The sequence below is a fragment of the Amycolatopsis sp. NBC_01488 genome, from assembly GCF_036227105.1.
In the GTDB taxonomy this organism is placed as follows: domain Bacteria; phylum Actinomycetota; class Actinomycetes; order Mycobacteriales; family Pseudonocardiaceae; genus Amycolatopsis.
Genome location: NZ_CP109434.1, coordinates 6,645,963 through 6,666,587, shown reverse-complemented (window position 1 = coordinate 6,666,587; position 20,625 = coordinate 6,645,963). Strand labels below are relative to the sequence as shown.

Genomic DNA, 20,625 nt, shown 5'->3' with positions numbered 1-20,625 from the left:
GCGAGCCTATGATCGCGGTCGGCGGCCGTCTGACTCAGGGGGTGCGTCACCACAGGGCGCAGGGGAGGCACCTGGTGATGTTTCGTGTGCTGGGCCCGGTTTCCGTGGCGGCCGGCGGCCGGGTTTCGCCCGCGGGCGAGCCGAGGCCGCGCACGTTGCTGGCGTTGCTGGCGCTCGAGGCCGGCCGGATCGTGTCGATCGAGCGCATCGTGGACGCGGTGTGGGGTGACCGGCCGCCGACGAGCAGGGGCGCGGTCTACACCTGCGTGTCCGTGGTGCGGCGGAGCCTGGTGTCGGCCGGCGTCGATCGGGACGTCCTGCAGCGCCACGCCGGCGGGTACGTGCTGGACGTACCGCCGGCTTCGGTGGACGCGCACGTGTTCGAGCAACGGGTGGCACAGGCCCGGAAAGAGCTGGCCGGCGGGCGGCTGGAAGCCGGGGCGCGGTCGCTGAAGACGGCGTTGGAGCTGTGGCGGGGCACGGCGCTGGGCGGCGCGTCCGGTGCGTGGGCCGAGGAGGAGCGGGCCCGGCTCGCCGCGGCGCGGCTGGCGGTGCTCGAAGAGCGGATCGACGCCGAGCTGGCGTTGGGCGAGGGCGCGGCGCTGGTCGACGAGCTGCGCTCCTTGGCGGCTGAGAATCCCCTGCGGGAACAGGTGCATGGCCAGCTGATGCTCGCGCTCGGCCGGGTGGGCCGGCAGGCCGAGGCGCTGGCGGTGTACCGGGACTGCCGGCAGCGGCTGGTGCAGGATCTGGGCGTCGAGCCGGGGCCACGGCTCCGCGAAGTGTTCGAGCGGCTCTTGCGCGGCGAGACGCCGAGCGCGGCCGTCTCGCTCGAGCCCGCGGTGCTCCCGGTCCCGTGGCAGATCCCGCCGGACATCGCGGACTTCACCGGACGCTCGGCGGAGACGGATGCCGCCGTGAAGTTCCTGACCGGCACCGGGCAGACCCGCGTGTGCGCGGTGTCCGGGCCGCCCGGGGTGGGCAAGAGCGCGTTCGCCACGCACGTGGCGCACCGGGTGGCCGCGCGGTTCGGTGACGGGTTGCTGTTCGTCACCCTCCAGGGGACCCGCCCGGAGCCGGTCGGCGCGAACGAGGCACTGGCGGCCTTGCTCCGTGGACTCGGAGTCGCCGACCTCGCGATGCCGGCCGGGCTCGACGACCGGTCGCGGTTGTTCCGCACCCTGACCGCCCGCAGGAACGTCCTGGTCGTGCTGGACGACGCGGCGGACGAGAGCCAGGTCCGGCCGTTGCTGCCCTCGGGCCCCGGCACCGCGGCCGTGGTCACCAGCCGTCGCCGGCTCTCGGCGCTGGAGGGTGCCGCGCCGATCGAACTGCGGGTGCTCGGTGAACCCGATGCCGTGACGTTGCTGGGGCGGGTCGCAGGTGCGGCACGGCTGGGCGCCGAGCCGGAGCAAGCACGGCTGATCGTGCGGCTGGTCGGGTGCCTTCCCCTGGCCGTGCGGATCGCGGGGGCGCGGCTGGCGGCCCGGCCGGACCGGCCGGCGGCGTATCTGGCCGGCCGGCTGCGCGAGCCTCGGCGGGTGCTGGACGAGCTGGCGGCCGGGGACCTGGCGGTCCGGAACAGCCTCGAGCTGAGTTACGCGGGCCTGGCCGATCGGGAGTGCACGGCACTGCGCCGGCTGGGCTGGCTGGGGGTACCGGAGTTTTCGCCGTGGCTGGTGGCGCCCTTGCTCGACGTCTCGGTCGAAGAGGCCGAGGACGTGGTGGACCGGCTGGTCGACGCGCGGGTCCTGGACCCGCTCGGGATCAACGCCGCCGGCTTGGAACGCTACCGGCTGCACGCGCTGATCCAGGTGTTCGCCCACGAGCGGGCGGAGGCCGAAGAGACACCGGCCGAGGCCTTGCGCGCGGTCGAGCGGGCGATCGACTGGTGGCTGGCGCTGCTGTCGCACGCGACCGACCAGGCCCCCACCGACGTGCTGCGGCTGCGCACGTCCCAGCCGTCGCACGCCTACCACCGGGTCGGTGAGGTGGCGGCGGCCGAGCTGATCGCGGCCCCGGTCGCCTGGGTCGAAGCGGAGCAGGCCGTGCTGGTGCACGTCGTCCAGCGGGCGGGTGAGCTCGGGCTCGCCACCCGGGTGTCCTGGCTGGTCGCCGCGTTGGCCACGTCGAAGCTGGCGTCGCGGGCGCGGTTCCCGCAGTGGTGGTTCCGGCACGCGGCGGTGCTGGAGGCGCGACGCCGGGGTCCGGAGCGTTCCGCCCGGGTGCTGTCCGAGCCACCGGACAGCTACCCGGGCGATCAGACTCGGTTCGACGAATCTGCCGCGTACTACCGGCGATCCCTGGACCGGCACCGCGCCGGGAACGACGTCGAGGGCACGGCGGCGAGCGCGATGGGGCTGAGCGTCGTGCACCGCGAACGCGGCGACCTGTCCGGTGCCCTGCACGTGCTCGCCGAGGTGCCGCTGACGTCGGCGGTGACCCCGCTGACCCGCGCGCGGATCCACCACAACCGCGGCATGGTCCACGTCGAACGCGGCGACCTCGAGCGCGGGCTCGCGGACCACCGGACCGCGATCGGGCTGTACCGCGAGGCGGCGGACCGGTGCGGGGTCGCCCTCGTCGAGATGACCGCCGGCATCGCCCACCGCGCCGCCGGCCGGCTGACCGAGGCCGCGCTCCACTGCGAACGGGCGATCAGCGGACTGGAGGCGTTCGGGAACCCGATGCTCCTGAGCAACGCCGTCCAGGCGTTGATGAAGGTGCGCATCCGCCGGCAGCGGACCGCGGGAGTGGCGGCGATCCTGCGCGACACCCTGGACGATCGCCGCAGCCACGAAGACGGCTTCGGCCAGGCACTGCAGCTGCGCACCCTCGGCGAACTCGCCCTCGCCGAAGGGCGCCTGACCGACGCCGAGGACTACCTGCGCCTGTCCGTGCGCTGGTGGGACGCGCTCGGCCTCCCGCTGTGGCGTGCTCGCAGCCTGCGCGACCTCGTCACGACCCTCGCCGCGCGGGGCGACACCGCCGACGCCTCCGCCACGTGGTCCGAAGCGCTGGCGATCTTCCGCCGGCACGGGAGCCGCGAGGCAACCGAACCGCATCCCGCGGCCGACCTCGGCTTTTATGTGCATTGAGGAACCGGCCCGGGTGTTCCTGAGATCGTCCGCAGGTTTCCCGAAGCCGGTTCGGACAAGGTCATCCGGGCATCAGCCCGCACGGCCTGCTCCGGAAAGGTGCACCCCGCCATGCCGCTGCTCATCCGCTTCTCCACCGCGGACCTGACCCGGCTCACCTTCGCCACCCGGCCCGACCCGCTGTGGGAACTCCTGCTCAGCCTCCACACCTTGCAGACCCGCGCCACCGACCCGCGCCTGGACCGGTGGCGGGCGAGCGTGACGATCGACAGCGGTACCCGGTCACTGCTGCGCCTCGCACCCCCGCGTGGCTACTCCCCCGACTTCCTCACGCCCGAGGAAGCGTCGACGGGCTTCGAAGCCGGCCTTGCCGGGGTGCTTCGCACGCCGGCGCGCCGGATCGCGGCGGAGCTGGCCCTGCTGGCGAACCGGCCGGCACCCCCGCGGTGGGGTGCCCGGCTGGCTCGCGGCGACCGGCGCGAACTCAACGATCTCGGCCGTGGCCTGAGCGAGTACCACCGGCGCGCGCTGCTCCCGCACTGGGCGCGGATCGAGAAAGCCGTCGACGACGAGCTCACCGCCCGCACCCGCGTCCTCGCGGCCCAGGGCGTCGACGCGCTGCTGAACTCACTGCACCCCCAGGTCACCTGGCGCGACCAGGTCCTCCACGTGGCCGGCGACCACGTCGCCGGCGAGCTGGAACTCGACGGCCGGGGGCTCCGGCTCGTGCCGGCCTACTTCTGCCGGCAGGCCCCGACGCTCCTGGCCGATCCGGGCCTGCCGCCCGTCCTCGTCTACCCGGCCGAAGCCCGTCCGCCGGGGCCGGCCGGCGATTCCGCGACACCGGGCGACCCGGCCGCGCTGGCGGACCTGCTCGGCGCCACCCGCGCCACCGCCCTGCGCTCGATCGCCGACGGCTGCACGACGACCGAGCTGGGGCACCGGGTCGGGATCACCGTGTCGTCGGCGAGCTACCACGCTGCCATCCTCCGCTCGTCCGGGCTGGTCGCCAGCAAGCGTGTCGGCACGACCGTCGTCCACCGGCTGACGGAGCTGGGCGCCGGCCTGCTCGGCCGTCGCCAGGAGCGGCCTAAGCCAGCGTGATCTTGCCGTTCGCGACGGTCACGTTCTTCTTTGCCAGCGGCTGGGACGCCGGGCCGTTCACGACCGAGCCGTCGGCGATCTTGAACTTGCTGCCGTGGCAGGGGCAGTTGATGGTGCCGCCGGCGACGGTGTCGACTGTGCAGCCCTGGTGCGTGCAGATCGCCGAGAAGGCCGCGAACGTCCCCGCCGCCGGCTGGGTCACCACCACCTGCTTGTCCGCGAACACCTTGCCGCCGCCGACCGGGACGTCGCCGGTCGCGCCCAGCTCCGTCCCGGCGGCCGGGGCCGACGCCGCGGCGGAAGACGAGCCCGAACCGCCGCCGTAGGTGCTGCAGCCCGCCACCAGCCCCGCGCCCGCCACCGCGAGCGCCGTCCGGCGGGCGACCACCGGCTCCGTTCCGTCGTTGCCCATGATCGTCCCCCTAGAAGGTCAAGCCCGAGTGGGTGAAGAACCACAGCGACGCGCTCAGCCAGAGCCCGACCAGCGCGGTGAACACGAGCCCGCCGAAGACCGGGAGCGACCAGCCGGGCGCGCCGTCCTTGCGCAGCAGCAGCATCTTCGCGACGAACGCGCCGTAGAAGAAGCAGCCCAGCAGCGAATGCAGGAGCACGCGCGTGTCGAACGACTGGAACCCGAGCGCGTACAGGCAGTGCAGCGCCACCGGGATCGACACGAGGAACGCCAGCCGCCCCGACCAGCGGTGCACCGGCGACACCCACGCCGGGACGGTCCGGCCCAGCTTCCCGTACATCGCCAGCGCCGAGAGCACCTGGACGACGGCGAGCACGACGACGACCGTCGCGAGCCACGCCTTCACCGACTGCGGGCTGGAGAAGCCCGCGACGTTCACCGCGACGCCGGTCGGCGTGTGCAGGTTGCCGTAGACGCCGAGCACCACCGAGACGACGGCGCCGACGACGAGCGGCACGAGGAGCGCGGCCGCGGTGCGCTTGCTCGCCGTGGTCATCAGAAGTCACCGCTTCCGGCCAGGCCGCTGACCGGCTCGGCGGTCACGGGCGCGCCGTCGACGGTCGCGGTGCCGGCGGCCGGGTCGAGCGCCGGCGCGGCCGCCGAGTCGTCGCCGGTCGTGAGGATGCCGACCTGGCTGCCGTCGGGCTGCACGATCCAGCCGACCTTCGCCGCCGTGCCCTTCACCTTCGGCGTCGCGCGGTAGAGCCCGGCGGGCTTCTTCGCCGTGGGCACGCTGAACTGCCAGGTCTTGCCCGCCGCCGTCACCGTCCCGGCGACCGACGCGGCGTCGAAACTGCCCGTCAGGCTGGCGTTCTTCGCGCCTTTGAGAGCCAGCTTCCCGCCGGCCGTGCCGCCCTGCAGCCAGGCTTCGACCTTCTTGCCGTCGCAGAGGTACGCGATGGCGTGGCCGTCGCGCACCGACACCGCGACGGACGCGCCACCGCCGGTGACGTGCCCCGCGTAGTCCGCCCGCGCGGGCGCATCCGCTTTCGGTGCTTCGGATTTCGGCGCGGCCGACGTCGCGGCCGGCGCCTGCGAACTCGTGGCGCTCGCCGCGCCGGCGGACCCGGCGACCGGCGTGGCACCGGTTCCCGTCGCCAGGTTGGCGATCCCGATCCCGCCGGCGAGCACGACGCCGGCGAGCACTGTGAACAACGGCCCCGGATGTTTCATGGTCTTCCCCGCATTCCCCTAACCCACCACCGTGCCCATGACACGGACGTCGAGCCGAAGCGGCTCAACGCTACGCGCGGAAAAGAGGTATCGCTTAGCCCCGGCAACCGGTTGGTCCGTGGTTGACTGGCGGCATGCTGCCCTGGGACGGCGACCTCGCCGGCCGGCTCGACCGGCACACCGTGGAATCCGCGCTGCTGCGGGACAACCCGCTCGGCGACCCGCACGAGCGGCCGCTGTGGGTGTACGTCCCGCCGGACTACGACGACGGCGCCGAACGGTACCCGGTCGTGTACGTCATCCAGGGCTACACCGGGCACCTGTCGATGTGGGCCAACCGGACGCCGTTCCGGCAGCCGTTCGTGGAAACGGCCGACGCGGTGTTCGCGGGCGGCGCACCGGGCTGCGTCGTGGTGTACGTCGACGCGTGGACCGCGTACGGCGGCTCGCAGTTCGTCGACTCGCCGGGAACGGGCCGCTACCACTCGTACCTGTGCGACGAGATCGTGCCGTGGGTCGACGCGCACTACCGGACGATCCCGGACCGCGAGTCCCGCGCGATCGCCGGCAAGTCGTCGGGCGGGTTCGGCGCGATGATCACGCCGATGCTGCGCCCGGACCTGTTCGGCGCCCTGGCCACGCACGCGGGCGACGCGCTGTACGAGCTGTCCTACGTCCCGGACTTCGGCAAGGCGGTCCGCGCCCTGCGCGGCTACGACCAGGACATCCAGGCGTGGTGGGCGGACTTCCGGTCCCGCCCGGCGTTCACCGACCCCGTCGACGCCACGCTGCTCCAGCTGCTCGGGGTGTCGGCGTGCTTCTCGGCCCGCCCGGACGGGACGCCGGAGCTGCCGTTCGAGCCGTCGACGGGCGTGCTGCGCCCGGAGGTCTGGCAGCGCTGGCTGGACTGGGACTCGGTCCGCATGGTGCCGGCACGCACCTCGGCGGTCACCTCGTGGCGGGCGGTGTGGATCGACGCGGGCACGAGCGACGAGTACTACCTCGACGTCGGCGCGGAGGCGTTCCGGGCGGAGGTCGTCAAGGCGGGGCTGCCGGAGGACCGGATCCACTTCGAGCTGTTCGAAGCCGGCCACGCCGCGATCGACAACCGGTACCCGCTTTCCCTGGCCTGGCTGGCCGAAAGGCTGGCCCGCTGACCCCGCGGAAGGGTGGCTAGGCTCGGCCCCATGGTCACCGAGACGGATCTCGCGCTGCCGGACGGGCGCACCCTGCACGTCTACGACACCGGCGGTCCCGCGCGGCTCACCGTCCTCTGGCACCACGGCACCCCCAACCTCGGCGCGCCGCCCGGACCGCTGCTGCCGCTCGCCGAAAGCCTGGGCGTCCGGTTCGTTTCCTACGACCGGCCGGGTTACGGCCGCTCCAGTCCCCTGCCGGACCGGACCGTCGGGAACGCCGCCGACTGCGCGACCGCCGTCGCCGACGCGCTCGGGATCGAGGACTTCGCCGTCATGGGGCACTCCGGGGGCAGCTCGCACGCCCTCGCCACCGCCGCGCTGCTGACCGGGCGCGTCCGGGCCGTCGCGAGCCTCGCCGCTGTCGCGCCCTTCGGGGCCGAGGGCTGGTTCGACGGCATGGCGGCCGCCAGTGCCGCCTCCCTGCGCGCCGCCGCCGAAGGGCGGGGTGCCAAGGAAAAGTACGAGGCCGCCGCCGAGTTCGACCCCGACGTCTTCACCGAGACCGACTTCGCCGCGCTCGCCGGGTCGTGGTCCTGGCTCGACGAGGTCGTCCAGCCGGCCCTCGGCGCCGTCGGGCTCATCGACGACGACCTCGCCTACGTCACGCCGTGGGGCTGCGACCTCGCGGCCGTCACCGCGCCCGCTCTCCTGCTGCACGGCGCCGACGACCGGATGATCCCCGCCACGCACAGCCGGTGGCTGGCGAAGCGGATCCCCGGCGCCGAACTCCGGCTCGCGCCCGGCGACGGCCATATCTCCGTCCTGAACCACGCGGCCGACGCCCTCACCTGGCTCGCCGCTCAGGACAGCAGCGCCAGGGACGCAACCACCGGCGCCAGGTAGAGCACCGGGAACGCCAGGTGCCCGTACGACCGCGCGCGAGCCACGGTCGCGACGGCGCCGAGGAAGTACAGCACCAGCCCGATCGCGGCCGCGACGCCGATCGGCGGCCAGACCAGGCCGGCGACCAGCCCCAGCGCGCCGGCGGCCTTGGCCGCGCCCAGCCACGGCCACCACGCCTCCGGCACGCCGTAGGAGGTGATCGGCTCGACCACCCACTTCGCCCTGGCGAAGACCGAGACGGCCGAGAAGCCGACGAAGGCGGCGGCGAAGAGGGTGACGAGCACGTACGCGGTGGACATCGGGACTCCTCGAGAGGATCGCGGACGCCGGGGCTCCGGGTCCGTCACCCCCTCGACTCCGCTCGCCGGGCCGATGTGACAAGCCGTGACCGCGGTCACGGCGAGCGGGTGAGGGCGGTTGTCCCGTCCCGCCGGGTCCGCGGCCGTGGTCGGCTGGGTCGATGATCGTCCTGCGGCTCATCGGGACCGTGCTGTGGTTCGCCGTTCCGGCCGGGCTGCTCACCTACGCGATCCACGAGCTGGGCGTGCGGGACGCGCCGACCTACGACATCGAGGGCACGGTCGTCCCCCACCGGCAGGTGTACCACCCGGCCTCCGGGCCGGACACGACCTCGTCCACCACCTACTTCATCACCGTCCGCGACGCGGGCAACGAGGACTTCGAGTTCGGCGACGGCCAGCAGGCGCTCGACACCGCGCCGGGCACGCCGGTGGTGGTCAAGGTCGCGAAGGGGACCGACGAGATCGTCCTGGTGCGCAAGGGTGGCACGGTGGTCGACCTGCGCGCGACGATCGGCGACGACGTCGGGATGATCGTGTTCGGCGGGCTCGGCCTGCTCGTCGCGTTCGTCCGCGAGTCCCTGCTCGAGGACTACGACATCCCGCGTTGGGCCGGCTTCCTCCTCGGGGCGCTGGCCGCGGGCGGCGGCGTGTACGTCGCGCTGCGGCTCGCCGGGTGAGTCAACGGGCGAGCCGCAGCACGATCTCCCCGTCGTCGATCTCCCCGGTCGGGACGAACCCGGACTTCCGGTAGAACGCGCCCGGGCCGTCGTCGCCCGGCTGGTGGCTCGTGAGCAGCTCCGTCGCGCCGTCGGCCCGCGCCGGCGAGACGACTTCGTCCAGCACCGCGCGGCCGATGCCGCGGCCCTGGTGCCGGCCGTCGACGAGCAGCCGCCACAGGTAGTACGGCCCGAGGATGCCGGGTCGGCCGGGTGGGACGTTCCAGCTGAGCATCACGAACCCGACCGGCTCGTCGCCCGCGTAGACGGCCCGGTACCAGGGCTCGCCGTCGGGCGTCGTCGCGGCGTCCTCGAGGGACTTCGCGACCGACGCGACGAAGCGCTCCTGACCGGGCCGTACGCGCAAAGCGCAGACCGCGGCCCGGTTCTCGTCGGTGATCTCGGCCAAGCGCACCGCTGTCGTCACGACACCCCCGTCGGTTCCGGCACCCGCACCTCACCGGGCGTCCGGTCGGGACGCAGGCCGCGCCACGACGTGTGGCGCAGCCGCAGATCCGGCGTGACGCGGCGGTGGACGACCTCGCCGACCAGGTCCGGCTCCACCCAGTGCGCGCCGCGGGCGCGGTCGCGCGGGACTTCCGTCGCGAACGGGCAGTCCACGCGGGACAGCGGTGTGAGGACGTCGCGGAGGTGGTCGAGCGCGTCGTCGGTGAAGCCGGTGCCGACGTCGCCGATGTAGACGAGCGCGCCGTCGTCGTCGTACCCGCCGAGCAGCAGCGCGCCGAGCGTGCCCGCGCGGCGGCCGGCGCCGGTCCGCCAGCCGCCGACGACCACTTCGCGCGTCTGGGTCAGCGCGCGCTTCGTCCACGACGGCGAACGGGCGCCGGGCAGGTACGGCGCGTCCAGCCGCTTCGCGACGACGCCCTCGATGCCGTGCTGGGCCGCGGTCGCCAGCAGCTGGTCCGGCGCGATGTCGGCGCGGGTGTACCAGGGCGGCACGACGAGCCGGCCGTCGGCGGGCCGGACCAGCTCGGCGAGCAGCTCGCGGCGCTGCTCGTACGGCCGGTCCAGCAGCGACTCGGTCCCGATCCGCAGCAGGTCGAAGGCGAAGTAGACAACCGGGACCTCGGCGCGCAGCTTCGGCGTCGGCTCGTGCATCGCGCGGCGCTGCATCAGCTCGAACTCCGGGCGGCCGGCCGCGTTCAGCGCGACGACCTCGCCGTCGAGCACCGCCGCGTGCCCGCCGAGCGCGGGCGCGAAGACGTCCTGCAGCTCGGGGTAGCGGTGGGTGTGGTCGCTGCCGCTGCGGCTGGTGATCCGGGCCTCGCCGGTGGCGGCGACCCGGGCACAGCCGCGAAAGCCGTCCCACTTCCACTCGTAGCCGTGGTGGTCGTCGTCCGGGAGGAGCCCGTCGACGGCCAGCATCGGCGCCACCGCGTCCGGCACCGTCCCCATCGCTCCAGTGTGGAGGATCGGCGGCGGGCGCGTCACCCCGCCGGCAACAACGGCAGGAGCTCCTGGTGTCTCCCCGCGCGGCGCAGCACCGGCGAGCCCGGCCCGTCCGGCGCCAGGTCCCCGGCGCGCAGCGCGGCCAGGAACCGCACGATGACCCGCGGCGGCGGCAGGATGTCGGCCCCGCCGAGGTAGGCCAGCACGATCATCTCCTCCCCGCACGCCGCCTCGACCGCGACGGCCCAGCCGTGCACCTCGTCCCACAGCAGTGCCACGTCGCGGTCGGGGAACCGGCGCAGCCGCCAGTCCACCGCGACGTAGGCCGACACCGGGACGTCCACGTCCACGGTGCAGGACTCGAGGCCGAAGCCGAGCGCCCCGGCCACCTCGCCGAGGTACGCGCGCAGGCCGCGCTGGAACCAGAACTCGAGATCGGTGTCGATCAGGACGGACACCCGTTTCCCTTCTTCCCGGATCCCGGCCGCGCACCCTGCGCGGCCGGGCCAAGCAGATCGGCCGACGCCGCCAGCGCGTCGGCCCGATCCCGGTAGCAGGAGAAGCCGGCGACGCCGGTCCCCCGCGGCAGCCGCCATATCGCGGGCGTGCGCACCACCCACGCCAGCGGGACGGCCAGTTCACCCGCACGGCGCTGGATCCGGCGCAGGGCCCGGAGGCCGACGCCGGAGCAGAACGTCACGCGGGCGAGGTCGACGACGAGCGCGCCATCGCGGCGCATCGCCGTTTCCGCGCATTCGACAAGAATGGCGACGGTCGCGAGATCAATGTCGCCCACCACCACGAGAAGCGTGCTCCGATCACCGGGGAACGACGTCGTCACCGAGAACGGCTCGCACAGCGCACCCGGCGAAGAACGGCCGAAGGCTCGCGAAAGCCGCGGCGGTTTCTGGATCCTCATGACCGGCTCCGGCGGCTCAAGATGGCGGTTTACGCGTAGACCGTACCCAGGTCGTCCAGCCTGGTGCACAACCGAATCCCCCGGGCGGACGCTGCCGTGCACCGACACGGCCGTCTGCACGTGCAGCGGTCCACCGGGACGATCGAAATCGCCAGTTCGGGCTCACGATTCTTCAATTCCGTCCGCCGCGGCGGCCATCGCCTCCGAAACCGGCGCGGTTTCGCGCCAGAATTGCGAATTCCGAAATTCAGCCGAAAGCAGGAATCGGGACCCGCGTCCGGTCCAAGTCGGCGAAGAGGTCACCGAGCTCGCCGACGCGGTCGAGGACCTCTCCGGCGGTGAACCGGAGGTGCGAGACGTGCCGGCACGCACGCACCTCGTCCCACGTGACCGGGGTCGAGACGGTCGGCTCGTCACGCCCGCGCAGCGAGTACGGCGCCACCGTCGTCTTGAACGGGTTGTTCTGGCTCCAGTCGATGAAGACCTTGCCGGGCCGCAGCGTCTTCGTCATCCGCGCGACGACGAGGTCCGGCGTCTCGGCGGCGAGCCGCTCGGCGAGCGCCTTCGCGTACTGCGACGTCTCGCCGCCGTCCGTCGTCACGACCCCGGCGTAGAGCTGCATCCCCTTGGAGCCACTGGTCTTCGCCACCGGGGTGAGGCCGTCGGCGGTGAGCACGTCGTGCAGGCGCTCGGCGACGCGGCAGCAGTCGACGACCGTGGCGCCGGGGCCGGGGTCCAGGTCGAACACGAGCCGGTCGGGCGTGCTCCGCTCGTCGTCGGCGTCGACGGTCCACTGGTGGACGTGCAGTTCCAGCGCGGCGAGGTTGGCCGCCCAGACGAGCTCGGGCAGGTCGTTGATCAGCGGGTAGGCGATGATCTCGGGGTCCTTGCCCCGGCCGCCGACGGTCAGGCGGGCGGTGCGGACCCAGTCGGGCGCGTGGCGCGAGACGTCCTTCTCGAAGAACGAGCCGCCGGCGACACCGTCGGGGAACCGCACGAACGTCATGGCGCGGTCGCGGATGTGCGGCAGCAGCAGCGGCGCGACGCGCGTGTAGTAGTCGAGCACCTCGCCCTTGGTGAAGCCGTGGCGCGGGTAGAGCACCTTCTCGAGGTTCGAGAGCGTCAGCTGCCGCTCGCCCACGCGCACCGTGATCCGGCTCCCCGCCACGCCGTCACGCTATCACCCATGGTTATGATACGTTCGTATTAGCAACGGGACGGGGATGGCCGCGATCGTCTCGGCCACGCCGCCGGCCCCGAGCCAGACGTCCGTCGCGACCGGGCCGGGTTGATCGCGTTGGCGCGGACGCCACGGGGGCCGAACTCCTTCGAGACCGACTTCGCGAAGTTGACCAGCGCGGCCTTCGCCGCGCTGTAGTCGATGACGCACCGGAGGCCGCACGAACGCCCAGGATCGCCGCCGAGCCCTTCGGCGACGACCCTGGGCGCGTTGTCCGGCGAGGCTCACCCCGTCGAGGACTTCTCGGGGCGGGACCCGAGCCGCTGCGCGGTGACCGGCGTGATGACCGCGACGTAGGGCGGCAAGCCGCTGCCGGCCCGGAAGAGCGGGCGGAAACGTCCTTTGTGGACGAACTGTCCCGAAGCGGGGCCCGCGTCGACGGGGTCGACGACGACGGCCTGCCGCTGTGGACCGCCGTCACCTACGGCTACACCTCCGCGGTGGAGGCGCTGGCCCGCTGCGGCGCCCGCGTCGACAACCTCTGTTTCGCGGCGGCGCTCGGCGATCTCGACGCGGTCCGCGGCTACTTCGGCACCGACGGCAGCCTGCGGGCAGGAGTCGCGCTCCCCCAGCGGATCGGTGATCGCGGTCCGGTGCCGGCCTCCGAGCTGGTCGTCGAATACGCGCTGATCTGGGCGGCCGCGCACGATCGCCGTGCGGTGGCCGAGTTCTTGCTCACCAAGGCGCCGGATCTGCGAGCCACCGAGCCGAGCTTCCACGCCACCGCTCTCGGCGCCGCGCGGTACCACGGCCACGACGAGATGGTCGCCCTCCTCGAGCGGCTCACCCTGCCCGCCTGAACATCGCCGTCGACTGCCCGGTTCACCCGGCGCCGCTGGAAACCACGCGCTCCACGAACCGCTCGGCGACTTCGCGCAGCTTCACGTTCTCGCGCTGGGACTGCTCGACGAGAAGAGCGAACGCGTCGTCGGCGCCGATCTGGCGGATCGCCATCAGCATGCCCTTGGCCTGGTCGATGACCGCGCGGGACGCCAAGGCCGTGCGGAGGTGCTCGGCCGTTTCGCGGGCCTTCACGTAACGGTGGTACACGCGGAACACCGCCTCCACCGCGGCCGTGTAGAGCTCGAGCAGCTGCGCCTCGATCTCCTCGAAGCCGTCGTCCTGGCGGCCGTAGCAGTTCACCGCGCCCGAGTACTCCTCGTCCGCCACCAGCGGCGCGGCGAGGAAGCTCCCGAAGCCCGCTTCCCGCGCGCCGTCGGCGAACGAAGGCCAGCGCTCGACCGCGTCGGGCACCGACGTGCGGACGATCTTGCCGCTGCGGACCGCTTCCAGGCACGGGCCGTCGCCGAGGCGGTACTGGTCGCCGTCCAGCTCGCCGACGACCGTGGCGGTCGCCGACGCCGTGTGCGGCTGCTCGCCGCTCACCAGCGTGATGGACGCTTCGGCCACGCCGGGGACGGCCTCGCACACCTGCAGGCACACGTGCCGCAGCAGGATCCGGAAGTCGTCCTCCTGCCGCAGGACGGCGGTCAGGGCCTCGAGCGCCCCGGTGATGTCGTCGAGCAACGGGGAAGCCGTCGCAGTGGGCTCCGGCAGATCCATGTCCGCTCCTTCCGCTGGGACGCTCAGCGCCCCGGGTACCCAGCTTCGCGTCGGCCCATCCCGGGTCAGCGCAGGTTTGACGACGGCCCCGGCTTGGTAATCAGCCGCCATGGCGACGGAGAAGGCGGGCGGCCTGCCGCTGGACGGCGAGCTGGCGGGGGTCGCGGCGCGGATGTCGGGGCTGCTGCTCTCGCGGGAGACCGTTGATTCGGTCCTCGAGCTGATCATCTCGCTCGCGGGGACGACGATCACCGCCGCGGCGGGCGCCGGGGTGACGTTGTTCGACGACGAGGGCCGCCTCACCACGACCAGCGCGTCCAGTCCGCTGGTGCGCGACGCCGACTCCCTGCAGTACCGGCTCGGCGAAGGCCCCTGCGTGTCCGCTCTCGCGGAGTGCACGGCGAAGCGGATCGACGACGTCACCACCGAACGGCGCTGGCCGCGGTGGTGCGCCGCGGCGGGCGAAGCGGGGCTGCGCGCGGTGCTCACCACGCCGCTCGTCACCGAAGAAGGCTGCCAGGGCGCCATCAAGATCTACGCGACGACTGCTGGGGCATTCAGCCACGCCGACGAGGAGACGCTCGCGACGTTCGCCGACCGCGCCGCGGTCCTCGTCGCCAACGCCCGCGCGTACGAGCGGGCCAGCCGCCTCAGCGAGCAGTTCAAGGCCACCCTCCGCGAACGTGACACGGTCACCATGGCCAAGGGGTTCCTGATGGGCCGCGACGGCGTCGACGAGGACACCGCGTTCGACCGCCTGCTGTCGCTGGCGCGCGCCGGCGCCCGCAGCCCGGCCGAGGCCGCCGCGGACCTGCTCTCCCCCGCGCGCCGGGGAGCGTGAGCCGCCGATGCGCTTCCTGCCCGAAGACGAGCAGCAGCGACAGCTCGCCGTCTGTTTCGCGCGGAGCGAGCTGACACCGGAACAGCTGTGGATGCGCTACTTCGCGCTCGGCGGCAGCCAGGGCCTCGTGGAGCTGGACGCCTACCTCAACGGGCTGACCACGCTGCCCCGGGTCGACCGCGACATGATGGCCCACGCCGTCAACGAGCGGCTCGACGAGCTGGCCGCGCCGCCTCGCGCGCCCTACAGCCATTCGTTCCGTGACGGCAAGCCGTTGCACGGCCCGCTGAAGGCGCTCGTCGACCTGCTGGAGGGCGCCCACCGCGCGCCGCCGGAGCGGCTGCCCGCCGTCGCCGCCGAAGCCGGCCGCGCCCTCGACCTGAGGATCGGCATCTACCTGGCCGACTACGACCAGCGGACGCTCGTGCCGCTGCGCGCGGAGGCCGCCGCGGAGCAGGACATCGAGACGACCGTCGCCGGGGACGTGTTCCGCCGCGCCGGCACGGCCGTGACGCGGGACGGGCCCGACCCGACGCTGTGGACGGTGCTGCTGGACGGCGTCGAACGGCTCGGGGTGCTGGAGATCGTGCCCACCGACGGCGCCGACCCGGACGACCCCGTGCTGCGGGAGCAGTGCCGGTGGCTGGCGACGCTGCTCGGCCACCTGGTGACGATCACGACCCAGTACGGCGACGGGCTCGACGTGCGGCGCCGGCGTCGCCACCGCGGGTCGCCCGCCGAGCTGCTGTGGCAGAGCCTGCCGCCGCTCACCGGCGCGACCGAGAGCGTCGTCGTCGGCGGGAGCGTCCAGCCGGCGTACGACCTGTGCGGGGTCGCGTTCGACTACGCGCTCTCGGAGCGACGGGCCCGGCTGGCGATGTTCGACGCGGGCCCGCGCACGGGCGCGGCGAGCTACGCGGTGGTGAACGCGCTGGCCGCGTACCGCGCCGCCCGGCGCGACGGCGCTTCGCTCGGCGAGCAGTACACCGCGGTCGGCCGCGCGCTGGCGGGTTCGGACGCGGTCGTCACCGGCGTGGTCGCGGAGCTGGACCTGCGCACGGGCGCGCTGCGCTGGCTGGACGCCGGGAACCCGGTCCCGCTGGTCGTCCGCGACGGCGCGGCGCTGCCGGACCCGCGTCCCGCCGCGGCCCGCTTCGCCGCGGGCGAGGGTCCGCCGCGGGCGAACGAAGTGCGGCTGCAGCCGGGCGACGTGCTCGCGCTGTACTCCCGCGGCCTCGCCGAGACGACCGGCGGGGACGGAACGCCGTTCGGCCGGGACCGGGTGGCCGGGTACCTCGCGGACGAGACCCTGCCGCCGGAGACCGCGCGCCTGCTGACCAGGGCGGTCGTCGCGCACGCCGAGGGTGAGCTGGAGTTCGACGCGGGGGTGCTCGTGGCCAGCTGGGCACCGCGCTGAGGACGGCCCGGAGCACTTCTCATCGCCCGCCAGGCACCACGCTGAGAACAACCCGACAGGCCTCCGCTGCCGGCGGCGATGCGCCGCCGCACGACGCAACGATTCTCATCGCCCGCCCGACACAACACCGAGAACAACCCGGCAGGCCACCGCCGCGCACCGGGATGCGCCGCCGCATAACGCAGGGTTCTCATCGCTCGCCGAGCACCGCGGCGGAGTGCTCGCCGCCGCAGGGGATCCGCCGTCGAGCGACCACCGCCGCCGTCAGCTGGCCGCGTCCTGCATTTCTGCCGACAGCAGCTCGCGCAGCGCGTCCGACAGCGATGCGAACATCGGGACCACCGCGGCCAGGCCGGTGATCCGGAACAGGCGGGCCAGGGTTCGGCTGTTCGCCACCACCCCGAACCGCCCGCCGTCCCGCCCCGCGCGGTTCGCGGCCGCCGCGAGGGCGCGGGCGCCGGCGAGGCCGAGGAACGCCACCTGGGTCAGGTCCACCACCGTCGTTCCCGGCGGGGACGCCGCCAGCTCGCGTTCCAGGATCGGCAGGGTCAGGGCGTCGATCTCGCCGGTGAAGGTCAGCACCAGCAGACCGGGGCGGTACGCCGTCCGGCGCGCCGTGAGCGGCGCGGACCGGGCCGGGACCGGGCAGGTCGGGGACACGGGTTCGAGAGGCCTTCCGCGCCGGCGGAGGCCGGCGTCGCAGCGGGGTGATCAAGGTCGGGGTCTTGATACCCAAACCGCCGGCGGGCAAACGCTCTATTCCGCGGTGAAAGCCGACCAGAGCCGGCCGGCGGCGTGGTGGGCCGGGGCACCGGGCCGGATCTCCGGCACGCCGTGCGGCTGGGGCCCGAGCGGCCCGCCGAGGTGCTCCACGAGCGCAACGGCCAGCTCGCGGACCTTCACGTTGAACTCCTGGCTGGCCCGGCGCAACGTCTGCCAGGCCTCGTCCGGGGAACACCGCCGGACCGCGATGATCGCGCCCTTCGCCTGCTCGATCGCGGCACGGGAGGCCAGCAGGTCGAGCGTCTGATCCGGGTCGCCCGCAGTGGCGGTCTCGGCGACGAGCAGGGTCGTCTCGGTGAGCTTTTCGTAGCGCCGCAGGTGGGCCAGGATCCCCGCGCCGGGCGGGCGGTCGAAGGAGGCCGACAGCACGAACGCGCTGGTGTCGTCCCAGAGCCCGGGCACCGCGGCGGCACCACGCACGCGCGGGAGCTCCGGGTGGCCGTCGAGCACGACGTCGCGGGTGAGGCCGGGCCAGCGCTCGTCGGCGAAGAGGTCGTCCGTCGTCACCGGCGCACCGGAACCGGCCGCGACGGCGACCGGGCCGCCGTGCGCCAGCTGGGCGGGCAGCAGCTCGGTGGCGACGCCCGTGGCGGCCAGCACCCGCGGCGGGCCGCCGGCGTGCCCGACGGTGAGGCCCGCGCCGAGGCAGCCCGGCAGCTCCCCGGTGATCTGCTCGAGCAGCGCCTGCAGCAGCTCGGTCAGCGGTCTCCACCGGTCGGCGGCGTTCATCAACGTCTCGGTCACCCGAACCTCGCTTCCACCTCGTCTTCGTCTTCTCAATTACCCGATTCCGGGGTGATCCACATCCCGGGAGCGGACGAACCGGCGCGGCCGTCCGGCGCAACGGGGAATCACCCGGTGACGCCGCCGCCCGCCCCGAACGAGCGGTTTGACCACGCCGTGAGCCGGGGTAACCGATCTTCGACAGCCGAGGAGGCGCCATGGACCGGCGGTACCGGTGATGTTCAGCGAAGTCGTGGTGGTCGGGCAGATCGCCCGTGACCTGGTGCTCGAGGTCCCGGACACGCCGCCAGCGGACGCGTCGGCGCCGGTGACCCACCGGCAGGAGCTGCTCGGCGGGAAGGGTGCCAACCAGGCCGTGGCGCTGAGCCAGCTCGGGGTGGCGGTGTCGCTGGTCGGCGTCGTCGGGCAGGACGCCGTCGGCGACGCGCTGTGTGCCCGCGCCCGGGCCGACCGGATCGGCACCACGCACGTGGTCCGCCGGCCGGGCACCGAGACGGCGCTTCTCGTGGACGTGGTCGACGAGGAGGGCCGCCGCCGCTACCTCGAGCACGTCCCGGACGCGACGCTGGTGACCGAGACCGACGTCTTCGCCGCGTCCGCGCCGATTTCGGCCGCCGGCTCCGTCATCGTCCAGCTGCAGCAGCCCGCCCCGGCGGCGTTGCTGGCGGCCCGGCTCGCGCACACCGCGGGCACGCGGGTCGTCCTGGACGGCGCACCCGAAGACGACGCCTTCGCGACGGACCTGCTCGCCCTCGCCGACGTCGTCCGCGCCGACGGCCACGAAGCCGAGTTGCTCACCGGACAGCAGGTGGACGACGTCGCCGCCGCGGCCCGCGCCGCCGCGGACCTGCGTCGGCGCGGACCGTCGCTGGTCGTGCTCGAGGTGGCCGGACAGGGCAACCTGTTCGCCGGGCCGGCCGAGTCGTGGTTCGTACCGCACGTGGAGACCGAGGTGGTCGACCCGACCGGGGCCGGGGACGCGCTGGTCGCGACGCTGACCGCGGCGCTGACCCGCCGCCGCCCGCTGGAGACGGCCGCGTGCCTGGCGGTCGCGGCGGCCGCGGCCACGACCGAGCACGCGGGTGGCCGACCGCACCTGTCCCGTCCCGTGCTCGACCGGCTGCAGCCGCGGCACCTCGAAACCGTCCACGCCTGACACCCGCCGGGGCCCGAACCGACTTCCCACGGCAAGGTCTCCGGCCGAGCCGGTCGCCTACAGGCCCGGCAGCTGCTGCTTGACCCCGAGCAGCTTCGCGAACGGGTCACCGCGCTCGGCCAGCCGGGCGGGGACGTCCCGGATCGTCCACCGGTCCGGAGCGAGGCCGTCGTCGTCGAGCTCGTCCCACTCCAGCGGCACCGACACCGGCGCACCCGGGCGCGGCCGCACGCTGTACGGCGCGACCAGCGTCTTCTTGAGCACGTTCTGCGTGTAGTCGAGCCGAGCCCGGCCCCCGCGCTTGTCCTTGGACCAGGCCCAGCTGACCAGGTCCGGCAGGACCCGCCCGATCGTCTTCGACACCGTCTCCGCCCACGCCCGGGTCTGCTCGAAGGTGCAGTGCGGCGTGATCGGCACCCAGACCTGGATCCCGCGCTGCCCGGTCACCTTCGGCCGCCCGGTCAGGCCGAGGTGCTCGAGCGCCGTGCGGTGCAGCCGGGCCAGTTCCAGGACCTCCGCGAACGACGTCTCCGGGCCCGGGTCGATGTCGAACAGCACCCACGTCGGGTGGTCGACGTCGGCGGCGCACGAGGTCCAGGCGTGCAGCTCCAGCGCGCCGTAGTTCGCCAGCCACGCCAGCGTGGCGACGCTGTCGGCCACGACGTACCGCTGACTCTCCCCCGCCTCGGCGCGTTCGTTGCGCCACGTCGTCAGCCATTCGGGCGCGTGCTTCGGGACTTCCTTCTGCCAGAAACCCGGTTCGGTGACGCCCTGCGGGAAGCGGTGCGTGTTGAGCGGCCGGCACGCCAGGTAGGGCAGCATGACCGGCCCGACGGTGACGTAGTACCGGATCAGGTCCCGCTTCGTCACCGGCTTGCCGGCGCCGGCCGCCGGGAAGAGCACTTTGTCCAGGTTGGTCAGGGAAAGCTCGCGTCCCGCGACCGACCACTTGCCCTTCGCGCCGAGGTCGTCGAGGGCCGCCAGCTCGTCGGCGGTGGCGGCCGCGAAGCCCACCGGCTCCTCCGCCTCCGCGGCCGGCCGGTCGCCGTGCCACAGCGCGCCGGGCGCGGCCGCCACCTCGTCGTTCGTGCGGCCGCTCTTGACCGAGCGCGGGTGGTCTTCGGCGTCCCAGCCGGCCTCGGCGTGCTCGTCCTGCTTGTGCAGGAGGAACCACTGGTCCTTCTCGCCGCGGTTCGTGCGGACGAGGACGAACCGCCCGGCCAGCTTCTCGCCGTCGAGGTCGAAGTGCAGGGTGCCGTCCTCGATCGCGCGGGCCGGGTCGGCGTCGACCGGCCGCCACACGCCGCTGTCCCAGACGATGACGTCCCCGCCGCCGTATTCGCCGCGCGGGATCACGCCTTCGAAGTCGGCGTACTCGATCGGGTGATCTTCGACGTGCACGGCCAGCCGGCGGGCCTTCGGGTCCAGCGTCGGGCCCTTCGGCACCGCCCAGCTGACCAGGACGCCGTCGAGCTCCAGGCGGAAGTCGTAGTGCAGTCGGCGGGCCCGGTGCCGCTGCACCACGAACCGGTGACCGGCCGGCCCGCCCGCGGCCCCGCCGGCCGGCTCGGCGGTCCGGCCGAAGTCACGCATCTCCTGGTAGCGCCGCAGTTTGCGGGCCGAGCCGGCTGCCATGCCGACGGGG

At 73.8% G+C, this 20,625-nt stretch carries 23 protein-coding genes; 9 read left to right on the top strand and 14 right to left on the bottom strand.

Going from position 1 to position 20,625, the window contains the following annotated elements:
• Window positions 1-77 precede the first annotated feature (77 nt).
• Together OG738_RS31690 and OG738_RS31685 are read left to right on the top strand one after the other, a co-directional pair.
• A complete protein-coding gene (locus OG738_RS31690) occupies window positions 78-3,098 on the top strand; it encodes an AfsR/SARP family transcriptional regulator (protein WP_329056902.1) in 3,021 nt (1,006 codons plus the stop codon).
• Between the two features lie 111 nt (window positions 3,099-3,209).
• Window positions 3,210-4,202: an ArsR/SmtB family transcription factor gene (locus OG738_RS31685; protein WP_329046442.1), complete on the top strand. Its 993-nt coding sequence runs from the start codon at window positions 3,210-3,212 to the stop codon at window positions 4,200-4,202.
• On the opposite strand, the gene OG738_RS31680 is transcribed toward OG738_RS31685, so the two are convergent.
• The 3 genes from OG738_RS31680 to OG738_RS31670 are packed head-to-tail and all read right to left on the bottom strand — an operon-like array spanning window position 4,189 to window position 5,847.
• Complete coding sequence (locus OG738_RS31680) at window positions 4,189-4,614, bottom strand: Rieske (2Fe-2S) protein (protein ID WP_329046441.1); 426 nt, start codon at window positions 4,612-4,614, stop codon at window positions 4,189-4,191. The two genes, OG738_RS31685 and OG738_RS31680, sit on opposite strands and share 14 nt — an antisense overlap.
• A 10-nt stretch (window positions 4,615-4,624) precedes the next feature.
• Window positions 4,625-5,170: a DUF6529 family protein gene (locus OG738_RS31675; RefSeq protein ID WP_329046439.1), complete on the bottom strand. Its 546-nt coding sequence runs from the start codon at window positions 5,168-5,170 to the stop codon at window positions 4,625-4,627.
• The gene (locus OG738_RS31670) at window positions 5,170-5,847 is read right to left on the bottom strand and encodes a hypothetical protein (RefSeq protein ID WP_329046437.1); all 678 of its coding nucleotides are present in this window, start codon (window positions 5,845-5,847) and stop codon (window positions 5,170-5,172) included. The genes OG738_RS31675 and OG738_RS31670 overlap by 1 nt, the downstream gene beginning before the upstream one ends.
• A 134-nt stretch (window positions 5,848-5,981) precedes the next feature.
• Between OG738_RS31670 and OG738_RS31665 the strand changes: the two genes are divergently transcribed.
• The gene (locus OG738_RS31665) at window positions 5,982-7,004 is read left to right on the top strand and encodes an alpha/beta hydrolase (protein WP_329046435.1); all 1,023 of its coding nucleotides are present in this window, start codon (window positions 5,982-5,984) and stop codon (window positions 7,002-7,004) included.
• Window positions 7,005-7,034: 30 nt separating this feature from the next.
• Window positions 7,035-7,889: an alpha/beta fold hydrolase gene (locus tag OG738_RS31660; RefSeq protein ID WP_329046434.1), complete on the top strand. Its 855-nt coding sequence runs from the start codon at window positions 7,035-7,037 to the stop codon at window positions 7,887-7,889.
• On the opposite strand, the gene OG738_RS31655 is transcribed toward OG738_RS31660, so the two are convergent.
• Entirely contained in the window at window positions 7,847-8,188 is a 342-nt protein-coding gene (locus OG738_RS31655; RefSeq protein WP_329046432.1) for a DoxX family protein, read from the bottom strand. The two genes, OG738_RS31660 and OG738_RS31655, sit on opposite strands and share 43 nt — an antisense overlap.
• A 161-nt stretch (window positions 8,189-8,349) precedes the next feature.
• Here OG738_RS31655 and OG738_RS31650 point away from each other — a divergent pair, with 161 nt between their 5' ends.
• On the top strand, window positions 8,350-8,868 hold the full coding sequence (locus tag OG738_RS31650) for a hypothetical protein (protein ID WP_329046431.1): 519 nt from the start codon (window positions 8,350-8,352) through the stop codon (window positions 8,866-8,868).
• 1 nt (window position 8,869) lies between these two features.
• Here the strand turns inward: OG738_RS31650 and OG738_RS31645 are convergent, their stop codons facing one another.
• From OG738_RS31645 to OG738_RS31620, 6 genes are all read right to left on the bottom strand, one after another.
• Window positions 8,870-9,334 carry a GNAT family N-acetyltransferase gene (locus OG738_RS31645; RefSeq protein WP_329046430.1) on the bottom strand — a complete coding sequence of 155 codons (465 nt, stop codon included), beginning with the start codon at window positions 9,332-9,334 and terminating at the stop codon, window positions 8,870-8,872.
• Window positions 9,331-10,323 carry a non-homologous end-joining DNA ligase gene (gene ligD, locus OG738_RS31640; RefSeq protein ID WP_329046428.1) on the bottom strand — a complete coding sequence of 331 codons (993 nt, stop codon included), beginning with the start codon at window positions 10,321-10,323 and terminating at the stop codon, window positions 9,331-9,333. Before ligD (OG738_RS31640) ends, OG738_RS31645 begins: the two co-directional genes overlap by 4 nt.
• Before the next feature lie 32 nt (window positions 10,324-10,355).
• Complete coding sequence (locus OG738_RS31635; protein WP_329046426.1) at window positions 10,356-10,775, bottom strand: DUF6292 family protein; 420 nt, start codon at window positions 10,773-10,775, stop codon at window positions 10,356-10,358.
• A complete protein-coding gene (locus OG738_RS31630; RefSeq protein ID WP_329046424.1) occupies window positions 10,763-11,236 on the bottom strand; it encodes an STAS domain-containing protein in 474 nt (157 codons plus the stop codon). The genes OG738_RS31635 and OG738_RS31630 overlap by 13 nt, the downstream gene beginning before the upstream one ends.
• 247 nt (window positions 11,237-11,483) lie before the next feature.
• A complete protein-coding gene (gene ligD / locus OG738_RS31625) occupies window positions 11,484-12,404 on the bottom strand; it encodes a non-homologous end-joining DNA ligase (protein ID WP_329046423.1) in 921 nt (306 codons plus the stop codon).
• Between the two features lie 38 nt (window positions 12,405-12,442).
• Entirely contained in the window at window positions 12,443-12,592 is a 150-nt protein-coding gene (locus OG738_RS31620; protein ID WP_329056900.1) for a hypothetical protein, read from the bottom strand.
• A gap of 228 nt (window positions 12,593-12,820) precedes the next feature.
• Here OG738_RS31620 and OG738_RS31615 point away from each other — a divergent pair, with 228 nt between their 5' ends.
• On the top strand, window positions 12,821-13,276 hold the full coding sequence (locus OG738_RS31615) for a hypothetical protein (RefSeq protein WP_329046421.1): 456 nt from the start codon (window positions 12,821-12,823) through the stop codon (window positions 13,274-13,276).
• Window positions 13,277-13,298: 22 nt separating this feature from the next.
• Here the strand turns inward: OG738_RS31615 and OG738_RS31610 are convergent, their stop codons facing one another.
• Window positions 13,299-14,039, bottom strand: a complete 741-nt coding sequence (locus tag OG738_RS31610) for a GAF and ANTAR domain-containing protein (RefSeq protein WP_329046420.1) — start codon at window positions 14,037-14,039, stop codon at window positions 13,299-13,301.
• Between the two features lie 109 nt (window positions 14,040-14,148).
• Between OG738_RS31610 and OG738_RS31605 the strand changes: the two genes are divergently transcribed.
• Together OG738_RS31605 and OG738_RS31600 are read left to right on the top strand one after the other, a co-directional pair.
• Window positions 14,149-14,880 carry a GAF and ANTAR domain-containing protein gene (locus OG738_RS31605; protein ID WP_329046419.1) on the top strand — a complete coding sequence of 244 codons (732 nt, stop codon included), beginning with the start codon at window positions 14,149-14,151 and terminating at the stop codon, window positions 14,878-14,880.
• Window positions 14,881-14,887: 7 nt separating this feature from the next.
• Window positions 14,888-16,297, top strand: coding sequence for a SpoIIE family protein phosphatase (locus OG738_RS31600; RefSeq protein ID WP_329046417.1), 1,410 nt, complete (start codon window positions 14,888-14,890; stop codon window positions 16,295-16,297).
• A 264-nt stretch (window positions 16,298-16,561) separates the two neighbouring features.
• Here the strand turns inward: OG738_RS31600 and OG738_RS31595 are convergent, their stop codons facing one another.
• Together OG738_RS31595 and OG738_RS31590 are read right to left on the bottom strand one after the other, a co-directional pair.
• Window positions 16,562-16,957 (bottom strand): STAS domain-containing protein, encoded by a 396-nt coding sequence (locus OG738_RS31595; RefSeq protein ID WP_329046416.1) that lies wholly within the window; start codon window positions 16,955-16,957, stop codon window positions 16,562-16,564.
• A 96-nt stretch (window positions 16,958-17,053) separates the two neighbouring features.
• Window positions 17,054-17,824: an ANTAR domain-containing protein gene (locus tag OG738_RS31590; protein ID WP_329046414.1), complete on the bottom strand. Its 771-nt coding sequence runs from the start codon at window positions 17,822-17,824 to the stop codon at window positions 17,054-17,056.
• Window positions 17,825-18,041: 217 nt separating this feature from the next.
• On the opposite strand from OG738_RS31590, the gene OG738_RS31585 reads away from it, so the two are divergent.
• Window positions 18,042-18,980, top strand: a complete 939-nt coding sequence (locus OG738_RS31585; protein WP_329046412.1) for a PfkB family carbohydrate kinase — start codon at window positions 18,042-18,044, stop codon at window positions 18,978-18,980.
• Between the two features lie 57 nt (window positions 18,981-19,037).
• Here OG738_RS31585 and ligD (OG738_RS31580) read toward each other — a convergent pair whose 3' ends face one another.
• On the bottom strand, window positions 19,038-20,615 hold the full coding sequence (gene ligD, locus OG738_RS31580) for a non-homologous end-joining DNA ligase (protein WP_329046410.1): 1,578 nt from the start codon (window positions 20,613-20,615) through the stop codon (window positions 19,038-19,040).
• Window positions 20,616-20,625 lie beyond the last annotated feature (10 nt).

What these genes read in the sequence shown, in the direction of transcription:
- OG738_RS31690 (WP_329056902.1), top strand. Translation starts at nt 78, where the DNA reads ATGTTTCGTGTGCTGGGCCCGGTTTCCGTGGCGGCCGGCGGCCGGGTT.
- OG738_RS31685 (WP_329046442.1), top strand. Translation starts at nt 3,210, where the DNA reads ATGCCGCTGCTCATCCGCTTCTCCACCGCGGACCTGACCCGGCTCACC.
- OG738_RS31680 (WP_329046441.1), bottom strand. Translation starts at nt 4,614, where the DNA reads ATGGGCAACGACGGAACGGAGCCGGTGGTCGCCCGCCGGACGGCGCTC.
- OG738_RS31675 (WP_329046439.1), bottom strand. Translation starts at nt 5,170, where the DNA reads ATGACCACGGCGAGCAAGCGCACCGCGGCCGCGCTCCTCGTGCCGCTC.
- OG738_RS31670 (WP_329046437.1), bottom strand. Translation starts at nt 5,847, where the DNA reads ATGAAACATCCGGGGCCGTTGTTCACAGTGCTCGCCGGCGTCGTGCTC.
- OG738_RS31665 (WP_329046435.1), top strand. Translation starts at nt 5,982, where the DNA reads ATGCTGCCCTGGGACGGCGACCTCGCCGGCCGGCTCGACCGGCACACC.
- OG738_RS31660 (WP_329046434.1), top strand. Translation starts at nt 7,035, where the DNA reads ATGGTCACCGAGACGGATCTCGCGCTGCCGGACGGGCGCACCCTGCAC.
- OG738_RS31655 (WP_329046432.1), bottom strand. Translation starts at nt 8,188, where the DNA reads ATGTCCACCGCGTACGTGCTCGTCACCCTCTTCGCCGCCGCCTTCGTC.
- OG738_RS31650 (WP_329046431.1), top strand. Translation starts at nt 8,350, where the DNA reads ATGATCGTCCTGCGGCTCATCGGGACCGTGCTGTGGTTCGCCGTTCCG.
- ligD (WP_329046428.1), bottom strand. Translation starts at nt 10,323, where the DNA reads ATGGGGACGGTGCCGGACGCGGTGGCGCCGATGCTGGCCGTCGACGGG.
- OG738_RS31630 (WP_329046424.1), bottom strand. Translation starts at nt 11,236, where the DNA reads ATGAGGATCCAGAAACCGCCGCGGCTTTCGCGAGCCTTCGGCCGTTCT.
- OG738_RS31610 (WP_329046420.1), bottom strand. Translation starts at nt 14,039, where the DNA reads ATGGATCTGCCGGAGCCCACTGCGACGGCTTCCCCGTTGCTCGACGAC.
- OG738_RS31605 (WP_329046419.1), top strand. Translation starts at nt 14,149, where the DNA reads ATGGCGACGGAGAAGGCGGGCGGCCTGCCGCTGGACGGCGAGCTGGCG.
- OG738_RS31600 (WP_329046417.1), top strand. Translation starts at nt 14,888, where the DNA reads ATGCGCTTCCTGCCCGAAGACGAGCAGCAGCGACAGCTCGCCGTCTGT.
- OG738_RS31585 (WP_329046412.1), top strand. Translation starts at nt 18,042, where the DNA reads ATGTTCAGCGAAGTCGTGGTGGTCGGGCAGATCGCCCGTGACCTGGTG.
- ligD (WP_329046410.1), bottom strand. Translation starts at nt 20,615, where the DNA reads ATGGCAGCCGGCTCGGCCCGCAAACTGCGGCGCTACCAGGAGATGCGT.